At 71.8% G+C, this 21,059-nt stretch carries 1 protein-coding gene; it reads left to right on the plus strand.

The genetic code is table 11. From position 1 onward, the window contains the following. The coding region (locus tag AOM46_RS17570) for a type I polyketide synthase (protein WP_107080114.1) at positions 1-21,029 on the plus strand (21,029 nt) is incomplete at its 5' end. Between the last annotated feature and the right edge of the window lie 30 nt (positions 21,030-21,059).

Raw genomic sequence — 21,059 nt, forward strand, 5'->3', positions numbered from 1 at the left:
GTGGTTGGGATGAGTCGCTTTATGATCCGGATCCGGGTGCGCGGGGGAAGAGTTATGCGCGTGAGGGTGGGTTTTTGTATGATGTGGCGGATTTTGATGCGGAGTTGTTTGGGGTTTCGCCGCGTGAGGCGGTGGCGATGGATCCGCAGCAGCGGTTGTTGTTGGAGGCGTCGTGGGAGGCGTTTGAGCGGGCGGGTATTTCGGTGGATGGGGTGCGTGGTTCGCGGACGGGTGTGTTTACGGGGTCGATGTATCACGATTATGCGAGTCGTTTGAGTCGGGTGCCTGAGGATGTTGAGGGGTATGTGGGGACGGGGACTTCGGGGAGTGTGGTGTCTGGGCGGTTGGCTTATACGTTTGGTTTTGAGGGTCCTGCGGTGACGGTGGATACGGCGTGTTCTTCGTCTTTGGTGGCTTTGCATTTGGCAGCGCAGGCGTTGCGTAATGGTGAATGTGAGATGGCGTTGGCTGGTGGTGTAACGGTGATGTCGACGCCGGTGACGTTTATTGATTTTAGTCGGCAGCGTGGGTTGGCGGCGGATGGTCGGTGTAAGTCGTTTGCTTCGGCGGCGGATGGTACGGGGTGGTCTGAGGGTGTGGGTGTGTTGGTGTTGGAGCGGTTGTCTGATGCTCGGCGTAATGGGCATCGGGTGTTGGCGGTGGTGCGGGGTTCGGCGGTGAATCAGGATGGTGCGTCGAATGGGTTGACGGCGCCTAATGGTCCGTCTCAGCAGCGGGTTATTCGGCAGGCGTTGCGGAGTGGTGGGTTGTCGACGGGTGATGTGGATGTGGTGGAGGCGCATGGGACGGGTACGAGGTTGGGTGATCCGATTGAGGCGCAGGCGCTTCTTGCGACGTATGGGCAGGGGCGGGCGGATGATCGGCCGTTGTGGTTGGGGTCGGTGAAGTCGAATATTGGTCATGCGCAGGCGGCTGCTGGTGTGGCGGGTGTGATCAAGATGGTGATGGCGTTGCGGGAGGGGGTGTTGCCGCGGAGTTTGCATATTGATGAGCCCTCGGAGCATGTGGATTGGGATGCTGGGGCTGTTGAGTTGTTGGTGGATGAGCAGTTGTGGCCGGAGACCGGGCGTCCGCGTCGTGCGGGTATCTCGTCCTTTGGCGCCTCGGGAACGAATGCGCATGTGATCGTCGAGCAGGCTCCGGAGGACGCCGAGCCGGCGGCCGTGGTGCTGCCGGGGGCACCGGTTCCGGTGTTGCCGTGGGTGCTTTCCGCGCGGAGCGGGGAGGCGTTGGCGGCGCAGGCGGAGCGGTTGGCTTCGGTGGCGGGCGATCTCGATATCGCCGATGTGGGTTGGTCGTTGGACACCGGCCGGGCGGAGTTGACCACCCGCGCGGTGGTGTGGGGTCGGTCCGCCGGTGAACTGGTTGCCGGGCTGGGGTCGTTGGCCGCTGAGTCGGTGGTCGAGGGCCGGTTGGCGGTGTTGTTCACGGGTCAGGGTGCGCAGCGGGCGCGGATGGGTGCCGAACTGGCGGCCGTCTTCCCGGTGTTCGCCGATGCCTTGGCCGAGGTGTGTGCGGGGTTCGATGGGTTGTTGCCGCGTCCGTTGGCCGAGGTGCTTGCGGACGAGACCAGCGCCGATCTGGATCGGACGGTGTTCACTCAGGCGGGGTTGTTCGCTGTTGAGGTGGCGTTGTGGCGGTTGGTGGAGTCGTTTGGGGTGCGGCCCGACTTTGTGGCCGGGCATTCGATCGGTGAGATCGCGGCGGCTCATGTCGCCGGGGTCTTTGACCTCGCTGATGCCTGCCGACTGGTCGCCGCCCGTGGGTCGTTGATGCAGGCGCTGCCGTCCGGCGGGGCGATGCTCTCCGTCCAGGCATCGGAGGAGACGGTTCGCGAGCGCACGGATCTGGATATCGCCGCCGTCAACGGACCGCAGTCCGTCGTTGTCGCCGGCGGTGAGGCCGCCATCGAGGCACTGCGCGCTCAGTTCGCCGAAGCGGGCGTGAAGACCCGGAAGTTGACCGTCTCGCACGCGTTCCACTCCCGGTTGATGGAGCCGATGCTGGACGAGTTCGAGGAAGTCGCCCAGTCCGTCACCTACCGCGCCCCCGCCCTGCCGGTGATCTCCAATGTCACCGGCGAGGAGGCCGGCATCGAGATCGCCACCGCCGGATACTGGGTGGGGCATGTGCGGGCCACCGTCCGGTTCGCCGATGGGATCACCACGCTGCGTGCGGCCGGGGTGGCGACGTTCCTTGAGTTGGGTCCGGATGCCACGTTGACCGCGATGGGTGCGGAGTGCCTGGCCGAGGACGACGCCACGACCGCGTTCGTTCCCACCACCCGTCGGGAGCATGACGAGGTGGCGATGTTCACCGCCGGCCTCTCCCGGGTGTGGGCGCGCGGAACGTCCGTCGACTGGCGGGCGGCGTTCGCCGGCCGGGCCGTCCGGCAGGTGGAGCTGCCGACCTACGCCTTCCAGCGTCGCCGCTACTGGCTGGAGGGCGACACCAGCGGGGATCTGGTCGGTCTGGGGCAGAGTGCCGCCGGTCACCCGCTGCTGGGTGCGGCCGTCAGCCTGGCCGGCGAGGGCGGCGTCATGCTGACCGGTCGGTTGTCGTTGCGTGGTCAGTCCTGGCTTGGCGATCACGCGGTCGGCGGCACGGTGCTCTTCCCCGGCACCGGCTTTGTCGAACTGGCCGTCCGCGCCGGTGACGAGGTCGGTTGCGGGCAGGTGCGGGAGCTGACGCTCCAGGCGCCGCTCGCGCTCCCCGAGCGTGGTGGCGTTCAGGTCCAGGTCGTGGTCGGTGGTCCAGACGACGCCGGCCAGCGCGAGGTGCGGATCTACTCCCGCCCCGAGCACCCCGAGCGCCCGGAGAACTCCGAGGGCGAACAGCTCTGGGTGATGCATGCGGAAGGCATGCTGGCACCGGAGCAACTGGACGCGGGCGAAACGGAGTTGGCGGCCTGGCCGCCGGCCGGTGCCGAGCGGGTCGATGTCTCGGACTTCTATGCGGAGGCTGCGGCTGCCGGCTACGGCTATGGGCCGGTGTTCCAGGGGTTGCGGGCGGCTTGGCGGCGTGGTGAGGAGATCTTCGCCGAGGTGTCGTTGCCGGACGAGGAGCATTCCGCCGCTGCTCGCTACGGTCTGCACCCCGCGCTGTTGGACGCCGTGCTGCACGCCGGCCGGCTGGCCGTGGCGGATGACGGCGAGCTTCGGTTGCCGTTCGCGTGGTCGGGTGTCTCGTTGGTGGCGTCGGGTGCGGTGTCGGTGCGGGTGCGGTTGGTGCCGGCCGGTGCGGATGCGTTCTCGTTGGTGGTGGCGGATGGTTCGGGCGGGTTGGTGGCCCGGGTGGAGTCGTTGGCGCTGCGGCCGGTGTCGGCCGACCAGTTGACGGCCGCCGTCGCTGGCGCGTCTGAGGCGGATGCCCTCTTCCGCGTCGAGTGGACCCCGGCCGCGACCGGAGTCGGTGGCGGCGGGAGCGCCGCCGTGGACTGGGTGGTGCTGGGCGAGGACGCGTTGGGCGTCGAGGCGGTGCGTTTCGCGGATCTGGCGGAGCTGCTGAGCGAGCTGGGCGATGACGCGGCGCCTTCGACGGTGGTGCTGCCGCTCGCCGGCGCCGCGGACGGCGGAGCGGTCGGAGTCACCGGTGAAGTCCTGCAACTGATACAGGAGTTCGTGGCCGATGAGCGGTTGGCGGGTTCGCGTCTGGTTGTGGTGACGCGTGGCGCGGTGGCTGCGGGGGTTGGTGAGGATGTCACCGATCTGGCCCATGCCCCGGTGTGGGGGCTGGTGCGCTCGGCTCAGTCCGAACTGCCCGGCCGCCTGGTGCTGGTGGACGTGGAGCCCGGCGCCGAGGGGCAGCTGTCGGTTGCCGTCGACACCGCGCTCGCTGGGGTTGAGGGGCAGGTGGTGGTGCGGGGTGGTGTGGTGTTGGTGCCTCGTTTGGTGCGGGTGTCGGGTGTGGGTGGTGGGTTGGTGCCGCCGGTGGGTGAGTTGGCGTGGTCGGTGCAGTCGGTTGGTGGGGGGACGTTGGAGTCGTTGGCGTTGGTGGGGGAGCCGGGTGCGTTGGGTGTGTTGGGTGTGGGTGAGGTGCGGGTTGCGGTGCGGGCTGGTGGGTTGAATTTCCGGGATGTGTTGATGGGGTTGGGGATGTATCCGGGTGAGGCGGTGTTGGGTGGCGAGGCTGCTGGTGTGGTGGTTGAGGTGGGTGCTGGGGTTGAGCATGTGGGGGTGGGGGATCGGGTGTTTGGTTTGATTCAGCGTGGGTTTGGGCCGTTGGCGAGGGTGGATGGTCGGTTGGTGGCGCGGATGCCGGAGGGGTGGTCGTTTGAGGAGGCGGCTTCGGTTCCGGTGGTGTTCTTGACCGCGTATTACGGGTTGGTGGATTTGGCGGGCTTGCGTTCTGGTGAGTCGGTGCTGATTCATGCCGCCGCTGGTGGTGTGGGTATGGCTGCTGTGCAGTTGGCGGAGCATTTCGGGGCGACGGTTTATGCCACGGCCAGCGATGCCAAGCAGTCGGCCGTTCGCGCATTGGGTGTGCCTCAGGAGCGGATCGCTTCGTCGCGTGATCTGGACTTCCGGGATGTGTTCCTGGCGGCGACCGATGGTGCGGGCGTGGATGTTGTTCTTGACTCCCTGGCGCGGGAGTTCGTCGACGCGTCTCTTGAGTTGTTGCCGCGTGGTGGGCGGTTCTTGGAGATGGGGAAGACGGATATTCGTGATCCGGAGCGGGTTGCTCGGGAGCATGCTGGGGTGTGGTATGCGGCCTTTGATATGCAGGATGCGGGTCCTGATCGTATTGGTGAGATGTTGGCTGAGTTGTTGGGTTTGTTTGAGCGGGGTGTGTTGCGTCCGTTGCCGGTGCGGTCGTGGGATGTGCGGCGGGCGCGGGATGCTTTCCGGTTTATGAGTCAGGCCAGGCACATTGGGAAGATTGTGCTGACGGTGCCGGCTGGCTTGGATCCGAATGGCACGGTGTTGATCACCGGTGGTACCGGGACGCTTGGTTCGTTGTTGGCTCGGCATTTGGTGGTCGTGCGTGGTGTTAGGTCTCTTGTGTTGACGAGTCGGGCCGGGTTGGAGGCGCCGGGTGCTGTCGAGTTGGCGGCTGAGCTGGCGGGGTTGGGTGCGCAGGTGGAGATCGCCGCGTGTGATGCGGCTGATCGGGATCAGTTGTCGACGGTGCTTTCGGCGATTCCGGCGGGGCATCCGTTGACGGGTGTGGTGCATGCGGCGGGGGTGGTGGATGACGGGGTGGTGGGGTCGTTGTCGGTTGATCAGGTGCGGCGGGTGATGCGGCCGAAGGTGGAGGCTGCGTGGAATTTGCATGAGCTGACTCGTGATGCCGGGTTGGCGATGTTTGTGTTGTATTCCTCGGCGGCTGGTGTGTTCGGTAATCCGGGGCAGGCCAACTATGCGGCGGCTAATAGCTACTTGGATGCGTTGGCCGCTCATCGCCGGGCCAACGGCCTGCCCGCCACCTCCCTCGCCTGGGGCCTGTGGGACGAGTCCAGCGGTATGACCGGACATCTGACCAGCGTCGAGCTGGGGCGGATGGCCAGCAGTGGCCTTCAGCCGCTGTCCACCTCCGACGGGCTCGCCGCGTTCGACCGGGCGCACCAGATCGACGAGGGCTTGCTGGTCGCGGCGCGGCTGGACGTCGCGGGGCTGCGGGGCCGCGCGGAACGAGGCGCCACCGTGCCGCCGCTGCTGCGCGGCCTGGTGCGGGTCTCCGGCCGGCGGTCCGTGGAGGCCGTCTCCGGTGCGGCCGGCGGTGGCGCGCTCGCCAGTGCGCTCGCCGGACTTGAGACCGCCGGTGAGCGGGAACGTCATGTGGTGGACCTGGTGCGCGGTCATGTGGCGTCCGTGCTGGGGCACGGCTCGGCGCAGGCCGTCGCGGCCGAGCGTTCCTTCAAGGAGCTGGGCTTTGACTCCCTGACGGCCGTGGAGCTGCGCAACCGGCTGAACGCCGCCACTGGCGTCCGACTGCCGGCGGGTGTGGTGTTCGACTACCCGACGCCGACCGCGCTGGGCGCGTTTGTGCTGAGCCAGGTGTGGCAGGGCGCGGACGACTTCGACGCGGCATCGGGTAAGGCGTCGCGTGCGAAGGTCGCGGTCGATGAGCCGATCGCGATCGTGGGGATGGCGTGCCGGTTCCCGGGTGGGGTGTCCTCGCCGGAGGAGCTGTGGCGGCTGGTCGAGGAAGGCGTGGACGCGATCGGTGCGTTCCCGACCGACCGGGGCTGGGACCTCGACAGCCTGTACGACCCGGACCCGGACCACTCCGGCACCACCTACGCCTGCGAGGGCGGATTCCTCTACGACGCTGCGGAGTTCGACCCGCGGCTGTTCGGGATCAGCCCCCGTGAGGCGCTGGCCATGGACCCGCAGCAGCGGCTGCTTCTCGAAGCTTCCTGGGAGGCCCTGGAGCGCGCCGGACTGCCGCCCACCTCACTGCGCGGCAGCCAGACCGGGGTCTTCGCCGGCATGGTGTCCGCCGACTACGCCTCCCGGCTCCCGGAGATCCCGGAGAGCGTCGAGGGTTTCCTCGGCCTGGGCAACGCGGCGAGCGTTGCCTCCGGCCGCCTCGCCTACACCTTCGGCCTTGAGGGGCCGGCCGTCACGGTCGACACCGCGTGCTCGTCGGCGCTGGTCGCGCTGCACCTCGCCACCCAGGCGCTGCGTCAGGACGAATGCGATCTGGCCCTGGTCGGCGGTGTCGCGGTGATGCCGTCGCCGACGATGTTCATCCAGTTCAGCCGGCAGCGCGGGCTTGCCCCCGACAGCCGTTGCAAGACGTTCTCCGCGCAGGCGGACGGCACCGCGTGGGCCGAGGGCGTGGGCGTCCTCGTCGTCGAGCGGCTTTCCGACGCGCGTCGCCGGGGCCACCAGGTGCTGGCCGTGGTGCGTGGCTCCGGGATCAACCAGGACGGCGCCAGCAACGGGCTGACCGCGCCGAACGGCCCCTCGCAGCAGCGCGTCATCCGGCAGGCTCTCAGCAACGCCGGGCTCACCCCCGCCGATGTCGACGCCGTCGAGGCGCATGGCACCGGGACCTCGCTGGGCGACCTCATCGAGGCCCAGGCGCTGCTCGCCACCTACGGCCAGGGCCGGGACGAGCAACAGCCGCTGTGGCTGGGCTCGTTGAAGTCCAACATCGGCCACACCCAGGCGGCCTCCGGTATCGCCGGCGTCATCAAGATGGTGATGGCGATGCGCGAAGGTGTGCTGCCGCGCACCCTGCATGTCGACGAACCGTCCCCGCAGGTCGACTGGGAGGCCAGTGGCGTGGCGCTGCTCGCCGAGGCCCAGCCGTGGCGGGAACAGGGGCATCCGCGTCGGGCCGGCGTCTCCTCGTTCGGCATCAGCGGCACCAACGCGCATGTCATCCTCGAACAGGTGCCGGCGAGCGAGCCGGCCGAGGCCGAGCCGTCGGCGGCGCCCACCACGCCGGCACTGCTGCCGCTGCCGCTGTCCGGCCGCACCGAGCCGGCGCTGCGCGCCCAGGCCGCCCGACTGACGGCCCACACCGCCGACACCGACCGACCGCTGGTCGACATCGGCTACTCGCTGGCATCGACCCGCGCCGCGCTTGAGCACCGCGCGGTGGTCGTCGCCGCCGACCAGGACGCCGCCCGGCGTGCCCTGGAGACGCTGGCCTCCGGCGGCAGCGCGCCGGAGCTGGTGCGGGGCACCACGGACGCCGTCGACGGCTCCGTCGCGTTCCTCTTCACCGGTCAGGGCAGTCAACGCCTCGGCATGGGACGGGCGTTGGCCGACGCCGACCCGACGTTCGCGGCCGATCTGGACGCGATCCTCGCCGGATTCGACGCACACCTCGAACGGCCGTTGCGCGACGTGGTGTTCGCCGCGCCCGGCAGCGCGCAGGCGGAACTGCTCGACCAGACCGCCTACACCCAGCCGGCGCTGTTCGCCATCGAGGTCGCGCTCTTCCGGCTCGTCGAACGCCGGGGCGTGCGCCCCGACTTCGTCGCCGGGCACTCGATCGGCGAGCTGGCCGCCGCGCACGTCGCCGGGGTGCTCTCGCTCGCCGACGCGACCGCGCTGGTCGCCGCCCGTGGCCGGCTGATGCAGGCGCTGCCCACCGGCGGTGCGATGGCCGCGATCCAGGCCACCGAGAACGAGGTCGCCGAGACCCTGACCGGGCGGGAGACGAGCGTCAGCCTGGCCGCGATCAACGGGCCCGACTCCGTGGTCATCGCCGGAGACGCGGACGCGGTGGCCGAGATCGTCGAGGAGTGGCGGACGCGGGGCCGCAGGACCAAGCGGCTGCGGGTCAGCCATGCCTTCCACTCGCCGCATATGGACGGCATGTTGGCGGAGTTCGCCGCCTTCGCGCGGACCCTCACCTTCCACGAGCCGCGCATCCCCGTGGTGTCCAACCTGCATGGCACGGCCGCCTCGGCGGCGGAGCTGACCTCGCCGGACTACTGGGTGCGGCATGTCAGGCAGCCCGTGCGGTTCCTCGACGGCATCCGCTGGCTGCGCGCCCAGGGCGTCGCCGCGTTCCTTGAGCTCGGCCCCGACGGCACGCTCACCGCCATGGTCGACGACTGCCTGTCCGCCGTCGCCGAAACAGCCACGGACGGCACGGACGGCACCGACGGCACCGACGGTGCGGGTGGTGTTGAGCCCGAGGCCGCGCCGCCGCTGCTGACCGCCGCGCTCCGAGGCGACCAGCCGGAGCCCGTCACCTTCCTGCACGCCCTCGCGGAACTCCATGTCCGCGGGGTGACGGTCGACTGGGCCGCCCACTACGCCGGTGCCGCCGCCACCACGGTGCCGCTGCCCACCTACCCGTTCCAGCGCGAGCGGTACTGGCTCCAGCTGCCGGCCGCCACCGCCGGGGACGAGCCCGCCGCCTCGGCGGCCACCGACCAGGTGGACGCCCGCTTCTGGGCGGCCGTGGAGAGCGGCGACCTGGCCGACCTCGCCGGCACCCTCGGCCTTGACCTGCCGCCCGGCACCGACCCGGCCACCGACCCCGGCGCCCTGCTGCCTGCGCTCGCCAACTGGCGCCGCGACCAGCAGGACCGCGCCACCATCAACACCTGGCGCTACCGCGTCAGTTGGCAGCCGGTGACCGAGCTGCCGAGCGCCCCGCTCGCCGGCACCTGGCTGGTCATCGAGCCCGCCGACCCGGACGGGGCGACGGACGCCGCCGACTGGATCACCGCCTCGCTCGGCGCCGTCGAGGCCCGGGGCACCCGCGTCCTGCGGCGCGCCGTCGACCCGGCCACCGTCGACCGGGAGGGCTTCGCCGCCCTCATCGCCGAGACGACCGCCGATGCCCCCGCCGATGCCCCCGTCGCCGGCGTCCTGTCCTATCTGGCGCTCGCCGACCAGCCGCTGCCGGACCACCCGGCGGTGACCGCCGGCCTCGGCGCGACGCTTGCCCTGATGCACGCCACCGTGGACGCCGGACTCGACGCCGCCCTGTGGTGCGTGACCCGACAGGCCGTCACCCCGACCCCCGCCGAACGCGCCGGGCACCCGGCCGCCGCCCAACTCTGGGGCCTGGGACGCACCTTCGCCCTGGAACACCCGCGCGGCTGGGGCGGCCTGGTCGACCTGCCGGCCGCCGTCGACACCGCGACCGCCGACCGGTACGCCGCCGTGCTGGGCAACAGCGCCGGCGAGGACGAATGCGCCGTCCGGGCATCGGGCGTCTTCCTGCGCCGCCTCGCCCACGCGCCGCTCGCCGACGACGCCCGTCCCGCGCGCGACTGGCGTCCGGCCGGCACCGCACTGGTCACCGGCGGCACCGGCGGGCTCGGCGCACAGGTCGCCCGCTGGCTCGCCCGCGGCGGCGCCCAGCACCTGGTGCTGACCAGCCGACGCGGCCCCGACGCCCCCGGCGCGGCCGAACTGGTCGCCGAACTCGCCGAACTGGGCGCCAGGACCACCGTCGTCGGCTGCGATATCGCCGACCGGGACGCCGTCGCCCGCCTGCTGGCCGACATCGACAACACCGCCGGCCGGCCCGCCCTGTCCACCGTCGTACACGCCGCCGGCGTCGGCCAGTTCACCGCCGTCGCCGACATGGACCGCGCCGAACTCGACCAGGTGCTGGCCGCCAAGGTCGCCGGCGCCAACCATCTCGACGAACTGCTAGGCGACCGCGCGCTCGACGCGTTCGTTCTCTTCTCGTCCATCGCCGGCATCTGGGGCAGCGGCAGCCAGGGCGGCTATGCCGCCGCCAACGCCCACCTCGACGCCCTCGCCGAACAGCGGCGGGCCCGTGGCCTGGCCGCCACCGCCGTCTCCTGGGGCGCCTGGGCCGACGGCGGCATGGTCACCGACGACAAGGTCGAGCACATGCTGCGGCTCGGCATCCGCCCGATGCGACCCGAGCTGGCCATCGCCGCCCTCCAACAGGCCCTCGACCACGGCGACTTCACCGTCACCGTCGCCGATGTCGACTGGGCGCGGTTCGTTCCCGCGTTCACCGTGACCCGGCCCAGCGCGCTCCTCGCCGACCTCCCGGCGGCGAGCCGCCACCTCGCGGCCACCGACCCGGAGGACCGGGCGCCCGCCCAGCGCGACTCCGATCTGATGCGGCGCCTGACCGGGGCGCCCGCCGCCGAACAGCGGCAGCTCGTGGCCGATATCGTCCTCACCGAGGCCGCCGCCGTCCTCGGCCACGCGTCCGGCGACCGGATCGAGACCACCCAGACGTTCAAGGACCTGGGCTTCAGCTCGCTCTCCGCCGTCGAACTGCGCAACCGGCTCAACGCCGCGACCGGCCTGTCGCTGCCCGCCACCATGGTCTTCGACTACCCGACGCCGCACGCCCTCGCCGACTTCCTGCGCGCCGAACTCCTCGGCACCGGACAGCAACACACCGTCGAAACCAGGCCGGCCACCGAGATCGGCACCCGCGAGCCGATCGCCATCGTCGGCATGGCCTGCCGCTTCCCCGGCGGCGTCGAATCGCCCGAGGACCTGTGGCGACTGATCGCCGACGGCACCGACGCCATCACCTCCTTCCCGACCGACCGGGGCTGGGACCTCGACACGCTCTATGACGCGCAGGCCGAACGCCCCGGCACCTCCTACGTTCGCGAGGGCGGCTTCCTGCACGACGCGGCCGAGTTCGACGCCGGTTTCTTCGGCATCTCGCCGCGCGAGGCCGTCGCGATGGACCCCCAGCAGCGACTGCTTCTGGAGACGTCCTGGCAGGCCCTGGAGCGCGCCGGCGTCGACCCGCACGCGCTGCGCGGCAGCGCGACCGGCGTCTTTGTCGGCTCCAACCTCCAGGACTACGGCACGCTGCTGAGCGAGGCCGCCGAACTCGTCGAGGGCTACCACGCCACCGGCGCCTCGGCCGCCGTCGTCTCCGGCCGGATCGCCTACGCCCTCGGCCTGGAAGGGCCGACCGTCACCGTCGACACCGCCTGCTCCTCGTCGCTGGTCGCCCTGCACCTCGCCGCCCAGGCGCTGCGCAACGGCGAATGCGAGATGGCACTGACCGGCGGCGTCACCGTGATGTCGACGCCCGGCGCGTTTATCGAGTTCAGCAAGCAGCGTGGCCTCGCCGCCGACGGCCGCTGCCGAGCCTTCGGCGACGGCGCCGAGGGCACCGGCTGGGGCGAGGGCGTCGGCATGCTGCTGCTGGAACGGCTCTCCGACGCCCGCCGCAACGGGCACCAGGTGCTCGCCGTGGTCTCCGGCTCCGCGATCAACCAGGACGGTGCGTCCAACGGCCTGACCGCGCCCAACGGTCCCTCCCAACAGCGGGTCATCCGGGCCGCGTTGGCCAACGCCGGGCTGACCACCGACGAGGTGGACGCCGTCGAGGCACATGGCACCGGAACCCCGCTGGGCGACCCCATCGAGGCCCAGGCGCTGCTCGCCACCTACGGCCAGGACCGGCCCGAGGACCGGCCGCTGTGGCTGGGCTCCGTCAAGTCCAACATCGGCCACACCCAGGCCGCCGGCGGCGTCGCCGGCGTCATCAAGATGGTGCTGGCGCTGCGCGCCGGTGTGCTGCCGCGCACCCTCCATGTGGCGGAGCCGACGCCGCACGTCGACTGGTCGTCCGGCGCCGTCCGGGTCCTGGACCGGGACCGGGAGTGGACGAGCCAGGACCGTCCGCGCCGGGCCGGTGTCTCCGCGTTCGGCATGTCCGGCACCAACGCCCATGTCATCGTCGAGCAGCCGCCGGCCGATATCGAGGCCACGGCCGACAGCCCGCTGCTGGTCTCCGGCGAACCCGCCCTCACCGACACCCCCGCGGTGCCCTGGCTGGTCTCCGCCCGCAGCCCGGAGGCGCTGACCGCGCAGCTGGAGCGGTTGACGGAGGCGACGGATGGGCTCGATCCGGTGGATGTGGGGTGGGCGTTGCTGTCCACCCGGGCGGAGTTGGAGCACCGTGCGGTGCGGTGGGGTGCCGAGCCCGGCGACCTGGTCCGTGGCACGGCGAACGCGAGCGGTGGCCCCGGCACGGTGTTTGTGTTCCCGGGTCAGGGTGCGCAGTGGATCGGCATGGGGCGTGGGTTGTTGGTCTCCTCGCCGGTGTTTGCGGCGCGGTTGGGTGAGTGTGAGGTGGCGTTGGCGCCGTTTGTGGAGTGGTCGTTGGTCGGGGTGTTGGAGGGGGAGGACGAGGGGTGGTTGGAGCAAGTCGATGTGGTGCAGCCGGTGTTGTGGGCGGTGATGGTGTCCCTTGCGGCTGTGTGGGAGTCGATCGGGGTTGCTCCGTCTGCTGTGGTGGGGCATTCGCAGGGTGAGATCGCGGCTGCTGTGGTGGCGGGTGGGTTGTCGTTGGAGGACGGTGCGCGGGTGGTGGCGTTGCGGTCGGCGGCGATCCGTGATCTTGCCGGGTCGGGTGGGATGGTGTCGGTCGCGGCTGGGCCGGAGCGGGTCGCCGAACTTCTCGGTTCTGTTGAGGGTGTGTCGGTCGCCGCGTTCAATGGGCCTTCGGCGACGGTGGTGGCCGGTGAGGTGGCCGGGCTTGAGACGCTGATGGTTGTGGCTGAGGCGGCGGGGGTGCGGGCGCGTCGGGTTCCGGTGGACTATGCGTCGCATTCCGCTCATGTGGCGGCGATCGAGGACCGGATTCTGACGGATCTTGCCCCGATCAGCCCGCGTTCGTCGGATGTCCCGTTGATCTCGGCCGTGACCGGGGAGCCGTTGGACACGTCCGGGATGGACGCGGCGTACTGGTATCGCAACCTTCGCCAGCCCGTCCGCTTCGCGGATGCGATGAACCACGCGGTCGGGCAGGGCTTCCGTCGGATCGTCGAGGTCTCCCCGCATCCGGTGCTCACGGTGCCGGTGCAGGAGATCCTGGAGACGGCCGACGCCGCCGGTGTGGTCGTGGGCACCCTGCGCCGCAACGAGGACGAGGCGGCTCGACTGATCGCCTCGGCCGGCGAGTTGTGGGTCAACGGCACCTCGGTCGACTGGACCGCGTTCTATGCCGGCCGCGCCGTGCGCCGCGTCGATCTGCCGACCTACGCCTTCCAGCGCCAGCGCTACTGGATCGAACGCGTCATCGACCCCGACGCCGACGCGGACGGTGGTGCCCAGCGCACCGACTCCGTCGAGGCGGCGTTCTGGCGGGCCGTGGAGCGTGAGGACCTGGACGCGCTCTCGTCGACCCTCGCGGTCGAGGGTGGCGAACGCGCATCCTGGCAGAGCGTCCTACCCGAGCTGGCCTCCTGGCGCCGTCAGCGCAACTCGCTCTCCACCGTTGACGGTTGGCGCTACCGCGTCGCCTGGACCCCGCTGCCGGACGCCAGCGCCGCGCCGCGACTGACCGGCACCTGGCTCGTCCTCACCCCGGCCGGCGCCGCCGCCGACGGCTGGGCCGAGGCCCTGACCGGCGCGCTCGGCGCCCACGGGGCCACCGTCGAGCAGCTGCCGCTGCCGGACGGCACCGCCGACCGCGAAACGCTCGCCGCATGGCTGGCCGAGGCCGCCGGGGACCGGCCGATCGCCGGCGTTCTCTCCACCCTCGCCCTCGCCGCCCCCGATCCCGCCGAAGGAACCCGGGCGGGCGAACACCAGCCGGCGTTCTCCGCCGCGCTGCCCGTCACCATGGCGCTGATCCAGGCCACGGTCGACGCCGGCGTCGCCGGACGCCTGTGGTGCCTCACCTCCGGCGCCGTCGCCACCGGCGGTGGCGAGGAGCCGCGCGACGAGACCCAGGCGATGGTGTGGGCCCTCGGACGGGTCGCCGCCCTCGAACACCCGGACCGCTGGGGCGGGATGATCGACCTGCCCGCCGCGCCCGAGGACCGCGCCCTCACCCGGCTCTGCGGGGTGCTGGCCGGCCGGGACGACGAGGACCAGGTCGCGGTGCGCGCCACCGGTCTCTTCGCCCGCCGCCTGCGCCGCTACCCGCTGGACGCCGCGCGGGACAGCCGGCCCGAGCCGGCGCGCGGCCCCGCGTTGATCACCGGCGGCACCGGTGCCGTCGGCGCACACCTCGCCCGGCATCTCGCCGCCCAGGGCGTCAACCGCATCGTGCTCACCAGCCGGCGCGGTATCGATGCCCCCGGCGCCGCCGAACTCGTCGCCGAGCTGGCCGAGTTGGGTGCCGAGGCGACCGTGGCCGCCTGTGACGCGGCGGACCGCGAGGCGCTTGCCCAGGTGGTGGCCGAGATGACGGCGGCCGGAACCCCGTTCCGTTCCGTCTTCCACGCCGCCGGCCTGGCCACGACCGTCGCCCTGGACGAGGCCGGGCCGGCCGAGCTGGTCGAGGCCGCGGCGGCGAAGGCCGCCGGCGCCGCGCATCTGGACGAACTCTTCGGCGCGGAAGCCGAGTTGGACGCCTTTGTGCTGTTCTCCTCCGGCGCAGCGATCTGGGGCGGACGCGCCCAGGGCCCCTACGCGGCCGCCAACGCCCGCCTCGACGCGCTCGCCCAGCGACGCCGCGCCCGTGGCCTGCCGGCGACCTCCGTCGCCTGGGGACTGTGGGACGAGGGCGGCATGGGCAGTGGCGAGGGCGGCGCCCAGCTGCGCCGCCGCGGCCTGTCCCCGATGGAGCCACGGCTGGCGCTGAAGGCCCTTGACCTCGCCATCCGCGACCAGCAGCCGGACCTGGTCGTGGCCGATATCGACTGGTCGCGGTTTGTCGTCGGCTTCACCGCCGCCCGGCCGAGTCCGCTGCTCTCCGACATCCCGGAGGCGCGCCGCGCCGCCGCCGAGTCCGAAACGCTCGCCGCCGGCGTGGACAGCGAACTCGCCGAACGCCTCGCCACCGCGACGGCCGTCGAACGCGGCGTGATCCTGCGCGATATCGTCCGCACCCAGGCCGCGTTGGTGCTCGGCCACGCCGGGCCGGAGGCCGTCGAACCCGACCGGGCGTTCCGCGAGTTGGGCTTCGACTCGCTGACCGCCGTGGAGCTGCGCAACAAGCTCGGCGCGGCCACCGGCCTCAAGCTGCCGGCCACCGTCGTCTTCGACCACCCGACACCGGAGGCGCTGGCCGAGTTCCTGCGCACCGCGCTGCTCGGCGACGATCCCGCCGAGCCGGCCGAGACGGAGACGGCGCCCCTCCCCGCCACCACCGAGGACGAGCCGATCGCCATTGTCGCCATGGCCTGCCGCTACCCCGGCGATGTCACAGGACCCGACGACCTGTGGCGCCTGGTCTCCACCGGCACCGACGCCATGACGGACTTCCCGACCGACCGCGACTGGGACCTGGAGGCGCTGTTCGCCACCGAGCCGGGGCGTCTCGGCACCAGCCGCACCCGGCAGGGCGGATTCGTCCATGACGCCGCCGAGTTCGACGCCGCGTTCTTCGGGCTCAGCCCGCGTGAGGCCCTGACCATGGATCCGCAGCAGCGCCTCGTGCTCGAAACCGCGTGGGAGGCGATCGAACGCGCCGGCATCGACCCGGACGCGTTGCGCGGCAGCAAGACCGCCGTCTTTGCCGGTGTGGTCGGCCACGACTACACCCAGCGGCTCCAGCAGGAGACCAAGGAGGTCGAGGGCTTCCGGGTGACCGGCAGTTCGGCGGCGGTCATCTCCGGGCGCGTCGCCTACACCCTCGGCCTTGAGGGTCCGGCCATCACCATCGACACCGCCTGCTCCTCCTCGCTGGTCGCCATCCATCTGGCCGCGCGTTCCCTGAACAACGGCGAGTGCTCCCTAGCCCTGGCCGGCGGCGCGACCGTGATGGCATCGCCCAGCGCGTTCATCGAGTTCTCCCGCCAGGGCGGGCTCTCCGCCAACGGCCGCTGCCACTCCTTCGCGGCCTCCGCCGACGGCACCGGCTGGGGCGAGGGGGCCGGCATGCTGCTGCTGGAACGGCTCTCCGACGCCCGCCGCAACGGACACCCCGTGCTCGCCGTCATCCGGGGCTCGGCCATCAACCAGGACGGTGCCTCCAACGGACTGACCGCGCCCAACGGCCCGTCCCAGGAACGCGTCATCCGCGAGGCCCTGGCCAGCGCCCGACTCACCACCGCCGATGTGGACGCCGTCGAGGCCCATGGCACCGCCACCACCCTTGGCGACCCGATCGAGGCACAGGCGCTGCTCGCCACCTACGGGCAGGGCCGTGACGAGCAACAGCCGCTGTGGCTCGGGTCGTTGAAGTCCAATATCGGTCACACCCAGGGCGCCGCCGGCGTCGGCGGCGTGATCAAGATGGTGCTGGCGCTGCGCGCCGGCGTGCTGCCGCCCACCCTGCATGTGGACGCGCCCACGCCGCACGTGGACTGGTCGGCCGGCGCCGTGCGCCTGCTCACCGAGTCGGTCGCCTGGCCCGAGACGGACCATCCGCGTCGCGCCGGCGTCTCCGCGTTCGGTGTCTCCGGCACCAACGCGCACATCATCCTGGAGCAGTCGCCCGCCGACGCCGAGCCGGGCGCCCTGCTGCTGCCCGGCGAGCCGCTGCCGGTGCTGCCGTGGCCGGTGTCCGCTCGGGACGCCGGGGCGTTGGCGGCGCAGGCGGAGCGGTTGGCTTCGGCGGCCGGTGATCTCGATATCGCCGATGTGGGTTGGTCCTTGGCCACCGGGCGTGCGGAGCTGTCGACGCGGGGTGTGGTGTGGGGTCGGTCCGCCGATGAACTGGTCGCCGGGCTGGGGTCGTTGGCCGCTGAGTCGGTGGTCGAGGGCCGGTTGGCGGTGTTGTTCACGGGTCAGGGTGCGCAGCGGGCTCGGATGGGTGCCGAACTGGCGGCTGCCTTCCCGGTGTTCGCCGAGGCGCTGAACGAGGTCTGTGGGGGGTTCGACGGGTTGTTGCCGCGTCCGTTGGGCGAGGTGCTTGCGGACGAGTCGAGCGCTGATCTTGACCAGACCGTGTTCACCCAGGCGGGGTTGTTCGCTGTTGAGGTGGCGTTGTGGCGGTTGGTGGAGTCGTTCGGGGTGCGGCCCGATTTTGTGGCCGGGCACTCCATTGGTGAGATCGCGGCCGCGCATGTGGCGGGGATCTTTGATCTTGCTGACGCCTGTCGTCTGGTGGCGGCGCGTGGGTCGTTGATGCAGGCGTTGCCGTCGGGTGGGGCGATGCTCTCCGTCCAGGCGTCGGAGGAGACGGTTCGTGAGCGCACGGATCTGGATATCGCCGCCGTCAACGGTCCCCAGTCCGTCGTTGTCGCCGGCGGTGAGGCCGAGGTTGAGGCGTTGCGCGCCGAGTTCGCCGAAGCGGGCGTGAAGACCCGGAAGTTGACGGTCTCGCATGCGTTCCACTCGCGGTTGATGGAGCCGATGCTGGGCGAGTTCGAGGAGGTCGCCGAATCGTTGACCTACCGCGCCCCCGCCGTCCCCGTGATCTCCAATGTCACCGGCGAGGAGGCCGGCATCGAGATCGCCACCGCCGGCTACTGGGTGCGGCATGTGCGGGCCACCGTCCGGTTCGCCGACGGCATCACCACGCTGCGGGCCGCCGGGGTGGCGACGTTCCTCGAACTGGGTCCGGATGCCACGTTGACCGCGATGGGTGCGGAGTGCCTGGCCGAGGACGACACGACGGCCGCGTTCGTTCCCACCACCCGCCGGCAGCGCGACGAGGTGGCCACGTTCACCGCCGCGCTCTCCCGGGTCTGGGCGCGCGGCGCCCGGCTGGACTGGCGGGCCGCGTTCGCCGGCCGTTCCGTGCGCCGGGCCGAGCTGCCGACCTACGCCTTCCAGCGGCAGCGCTACTGGCTGCGTCCCGTCACCACCAGCGGCGACCCGGCCGGACTCGGCCAACGCGCCGCCGGACACCCGCTGCTCGGCGCCGCCCTGCGGCTGGCCGCCGACGACGGCGCGATGCTGACCGGCCGGCTCTCGCTGCGGACCCACCCCTGGCTGGCCGACCACACCATCGGCGGCACGGTCCTCTTCCCCGGCACCGGCTTTGTCGAGCTGGCCGTCCGCGCCGGCGACGAGGTCGGCTGCGCCCACCTGCGGGAACTCACCCTCCAGGCGCCCCTCGCGCTCCCCGAACACGGCGGCGTCGCCCTCCAGGTGAGCGTCGGCGCCCCCGACGCGAGCGGCCAGCGGGAACTCCGCATCCACTCCCGGCCGGACAACGCCACCGACGCGCCGTGGACCTGCCACGCCGAGGGGCTGCTCGCCCCCGACGCGCCGGCACCCATCGGACCTGACCTGTTCGTCTGGCCCCCCACCGGCGCCGAGGAGATCGACGTCACCGACCTCTACCCACTCGCCGCCACCACCGGCTACGGCTACGGCCCCGTCTTCCAGGGGCTGCGCGCCGCCTGGCGGCGCGGCGACGAGATCTTCGCCGAAGTCGCCCTGCCCGAGGCGGAAGAGGGACAAGCCGGCCGCTACGGCATCCACCCCGGACTTCTCGACGCCGTGCTGCACGCCGGCCGCTATATCGAGACCGGCGGCAACGCCCTGCGGCTGCCGTTCGCCTGGAACGACGTCACCCTGCACGCCAGCGGCGCCAGCCGGGTGCGCGTCGCCCTCAGCGCGGCCGCCGCCGGAGCCGACGCGATGGCCGTCACCGTCACCGACCCCGTCGGCCAGCCGGTGCTGACCGCCTCCTCGCTGGCGTTCCGGGTCATCTCGCCCGAACAGCTCACCTCGCCCGCCCAGTCCGACCACCTGTACCGCCTCGACTGGACGCCGCTGCCGGCGCGGGAGAGCGAAGAGCAGCTGCCCTGGAACACCTGGGCCACGCTCGGCGCCGACCCGCTGGCCACCGGCGCCGCCCTCCAGTACGCCGACATGATGGTCAGCACCTACGACGATCTGGCGCATCTGGCCGCCACCCTCGACGCGGGCATCCCCGCACCCGAGATGATGCTGTTCACGCCCAGCTCGCCCAAGCACACCCCCGACGACCAGGTGTCCGCCGCGCACGCCGCCACCCAGGCCACGCTGGCCGTCGTCCACACCTGGCTCGCCGACCCCAGGCTCGCCGACACCCGACTGGTCGTCGTCACCGGCGGCGCCGTCGCCACCCACGCCGGCGAGGACGTCACCGATCTCGCCGGCGCCCCGAGCTGGGGCCTGCTGCGCAGCGCCCAGACGGAGAACCCCGGACGGTTCCTCCTCGTCGACATCGACCAGACGGGGGGCGCGGCCGACGAGTCCATCGTCGACGCCGTCGCCCGCGCCATCGCCCACGACGAGACCCAGATCGCGATCCGGGGCACCGAGATCCGCACCCCGCGCATCACCCCGCAGCCGGCGCCGGCACCTCGAACGAACACGGGCACGGACACGGGCACGGGCACGGGCACCGAGGCCGACGGCCGGCTCGCCGAAGGCACCGTTCTGGTCACCGGCGGCACCGGCGCGCTGGGCGCGCTGCTCGCCCACCACCTGGTGACCGAACACGGCGTGCGCCATCTGCTGCTCACCAGCCGACGCGGCCCGGCGGCGCCCGGAGCCGACGAACTCGTCGCGCGGCTGGGCGAGTTGGGTGCCCAGGCCGAGGTGGTCGCCTGCGATACGGCGGACCGTGACGCGCTCTCCGCACTGCTGGCCGGCCTGCCGGACGACCGTCCCCTCACCGGTGTCTTCCACACCGCCGGCGTGGTGGACGACGGCTTGGCCGCCACCCTCACCCCGGAGCAACTGGCCACCGTGCTGCGCCCGAAGGTGGACGCCGCCCTGCACCTCGACGAACTCACCTCGGACACCGACCTGGCGGCGTTTGTCCTCTTCTCCTCCATCGCCGGCGTCCTCGGCGGCGCGGGACAGGGCAACTACGCGGCGGCCAACGCGTTCCTCGACGCGCTCGCCCACCGCCGCAGGGCCAACGGCCGGACCGCCACGTCCGTGGCCTGGGGTCTGTGGCAGCACACCGGCGGCATGACCGGCGCCCTCACCCGGGCCGAACTGGACAGGATCACCCAGTCCGGCATCCAGCCGCTGACCGCCGACACCGGCCTCGGCCTCTTGGACGCGGCGCGGCGCAGCGACCAACCGCTGCTGGTGGCCGCCGCCATCGCCACCGCCGCGCTGCGCGACAGGGCCCAGGCCGGACTCCTGCCCGCCGTGCTCCGCGACATCCTGCCGGCCGCCACCGCCACCACCGGCAGGACCGCGACCGCACGGACCGCCGGCGCCGCCGACCCCGCCGGCCCGTCCATGGCGCAGCGGCTCGCCGGCCTCACCGGCGAACAACGCGGCACGTTCCTCACCGACCTGGTCACCCACCATGTCGCCGCCGCCCTCGGCTACGGCGCCAACCAAACGGTCGACGCCCAGCGGGAGTTCGTCGATCTCGGCTTCGACTCGCTGACCGCCGTGGAACTCCGCAACGGACTCAGCGGCGCCACCGGCCTACGGCTGCCCGCCACCCTGGTCTTCGACTACCCCAGCCCGGCGGCGCTCGCCGCGCACCTCGACGAGCAGTTCCCGGCCGGGGACGGGGCCGAGGACCAGGACCAGCCGTCGGCCTTCGCCGAGTTCGAACGACTCCAGTCGACGCTCACCTCGGCGCCGCTCGACGACGCCCACCGCGCGCGCATGGTCAAGCAACTCCAGTCGCTGCTCTGGAAGCTCGACGGCGAGACGGCGCCCGACGCGGACGTCGAGGACGCGGACAGCGGCCCCGCATCCCTCGATGTCGCCACCGACGACGAGATGTTCGACCTGATCAACAAAGAACTCGGCCTCGGCTGAGTCGCCTTCTACTCCGTCACTCCCGTAGCA

It is taken from the genome of Streptomyces sp. NBRC 109706, assembly GCF_000974485.1.
Lineage (GTDB): Bacteria > Actinomycetota > Actinomycetes > Streptomycetales > Streptomycetaceae > Streptomyces.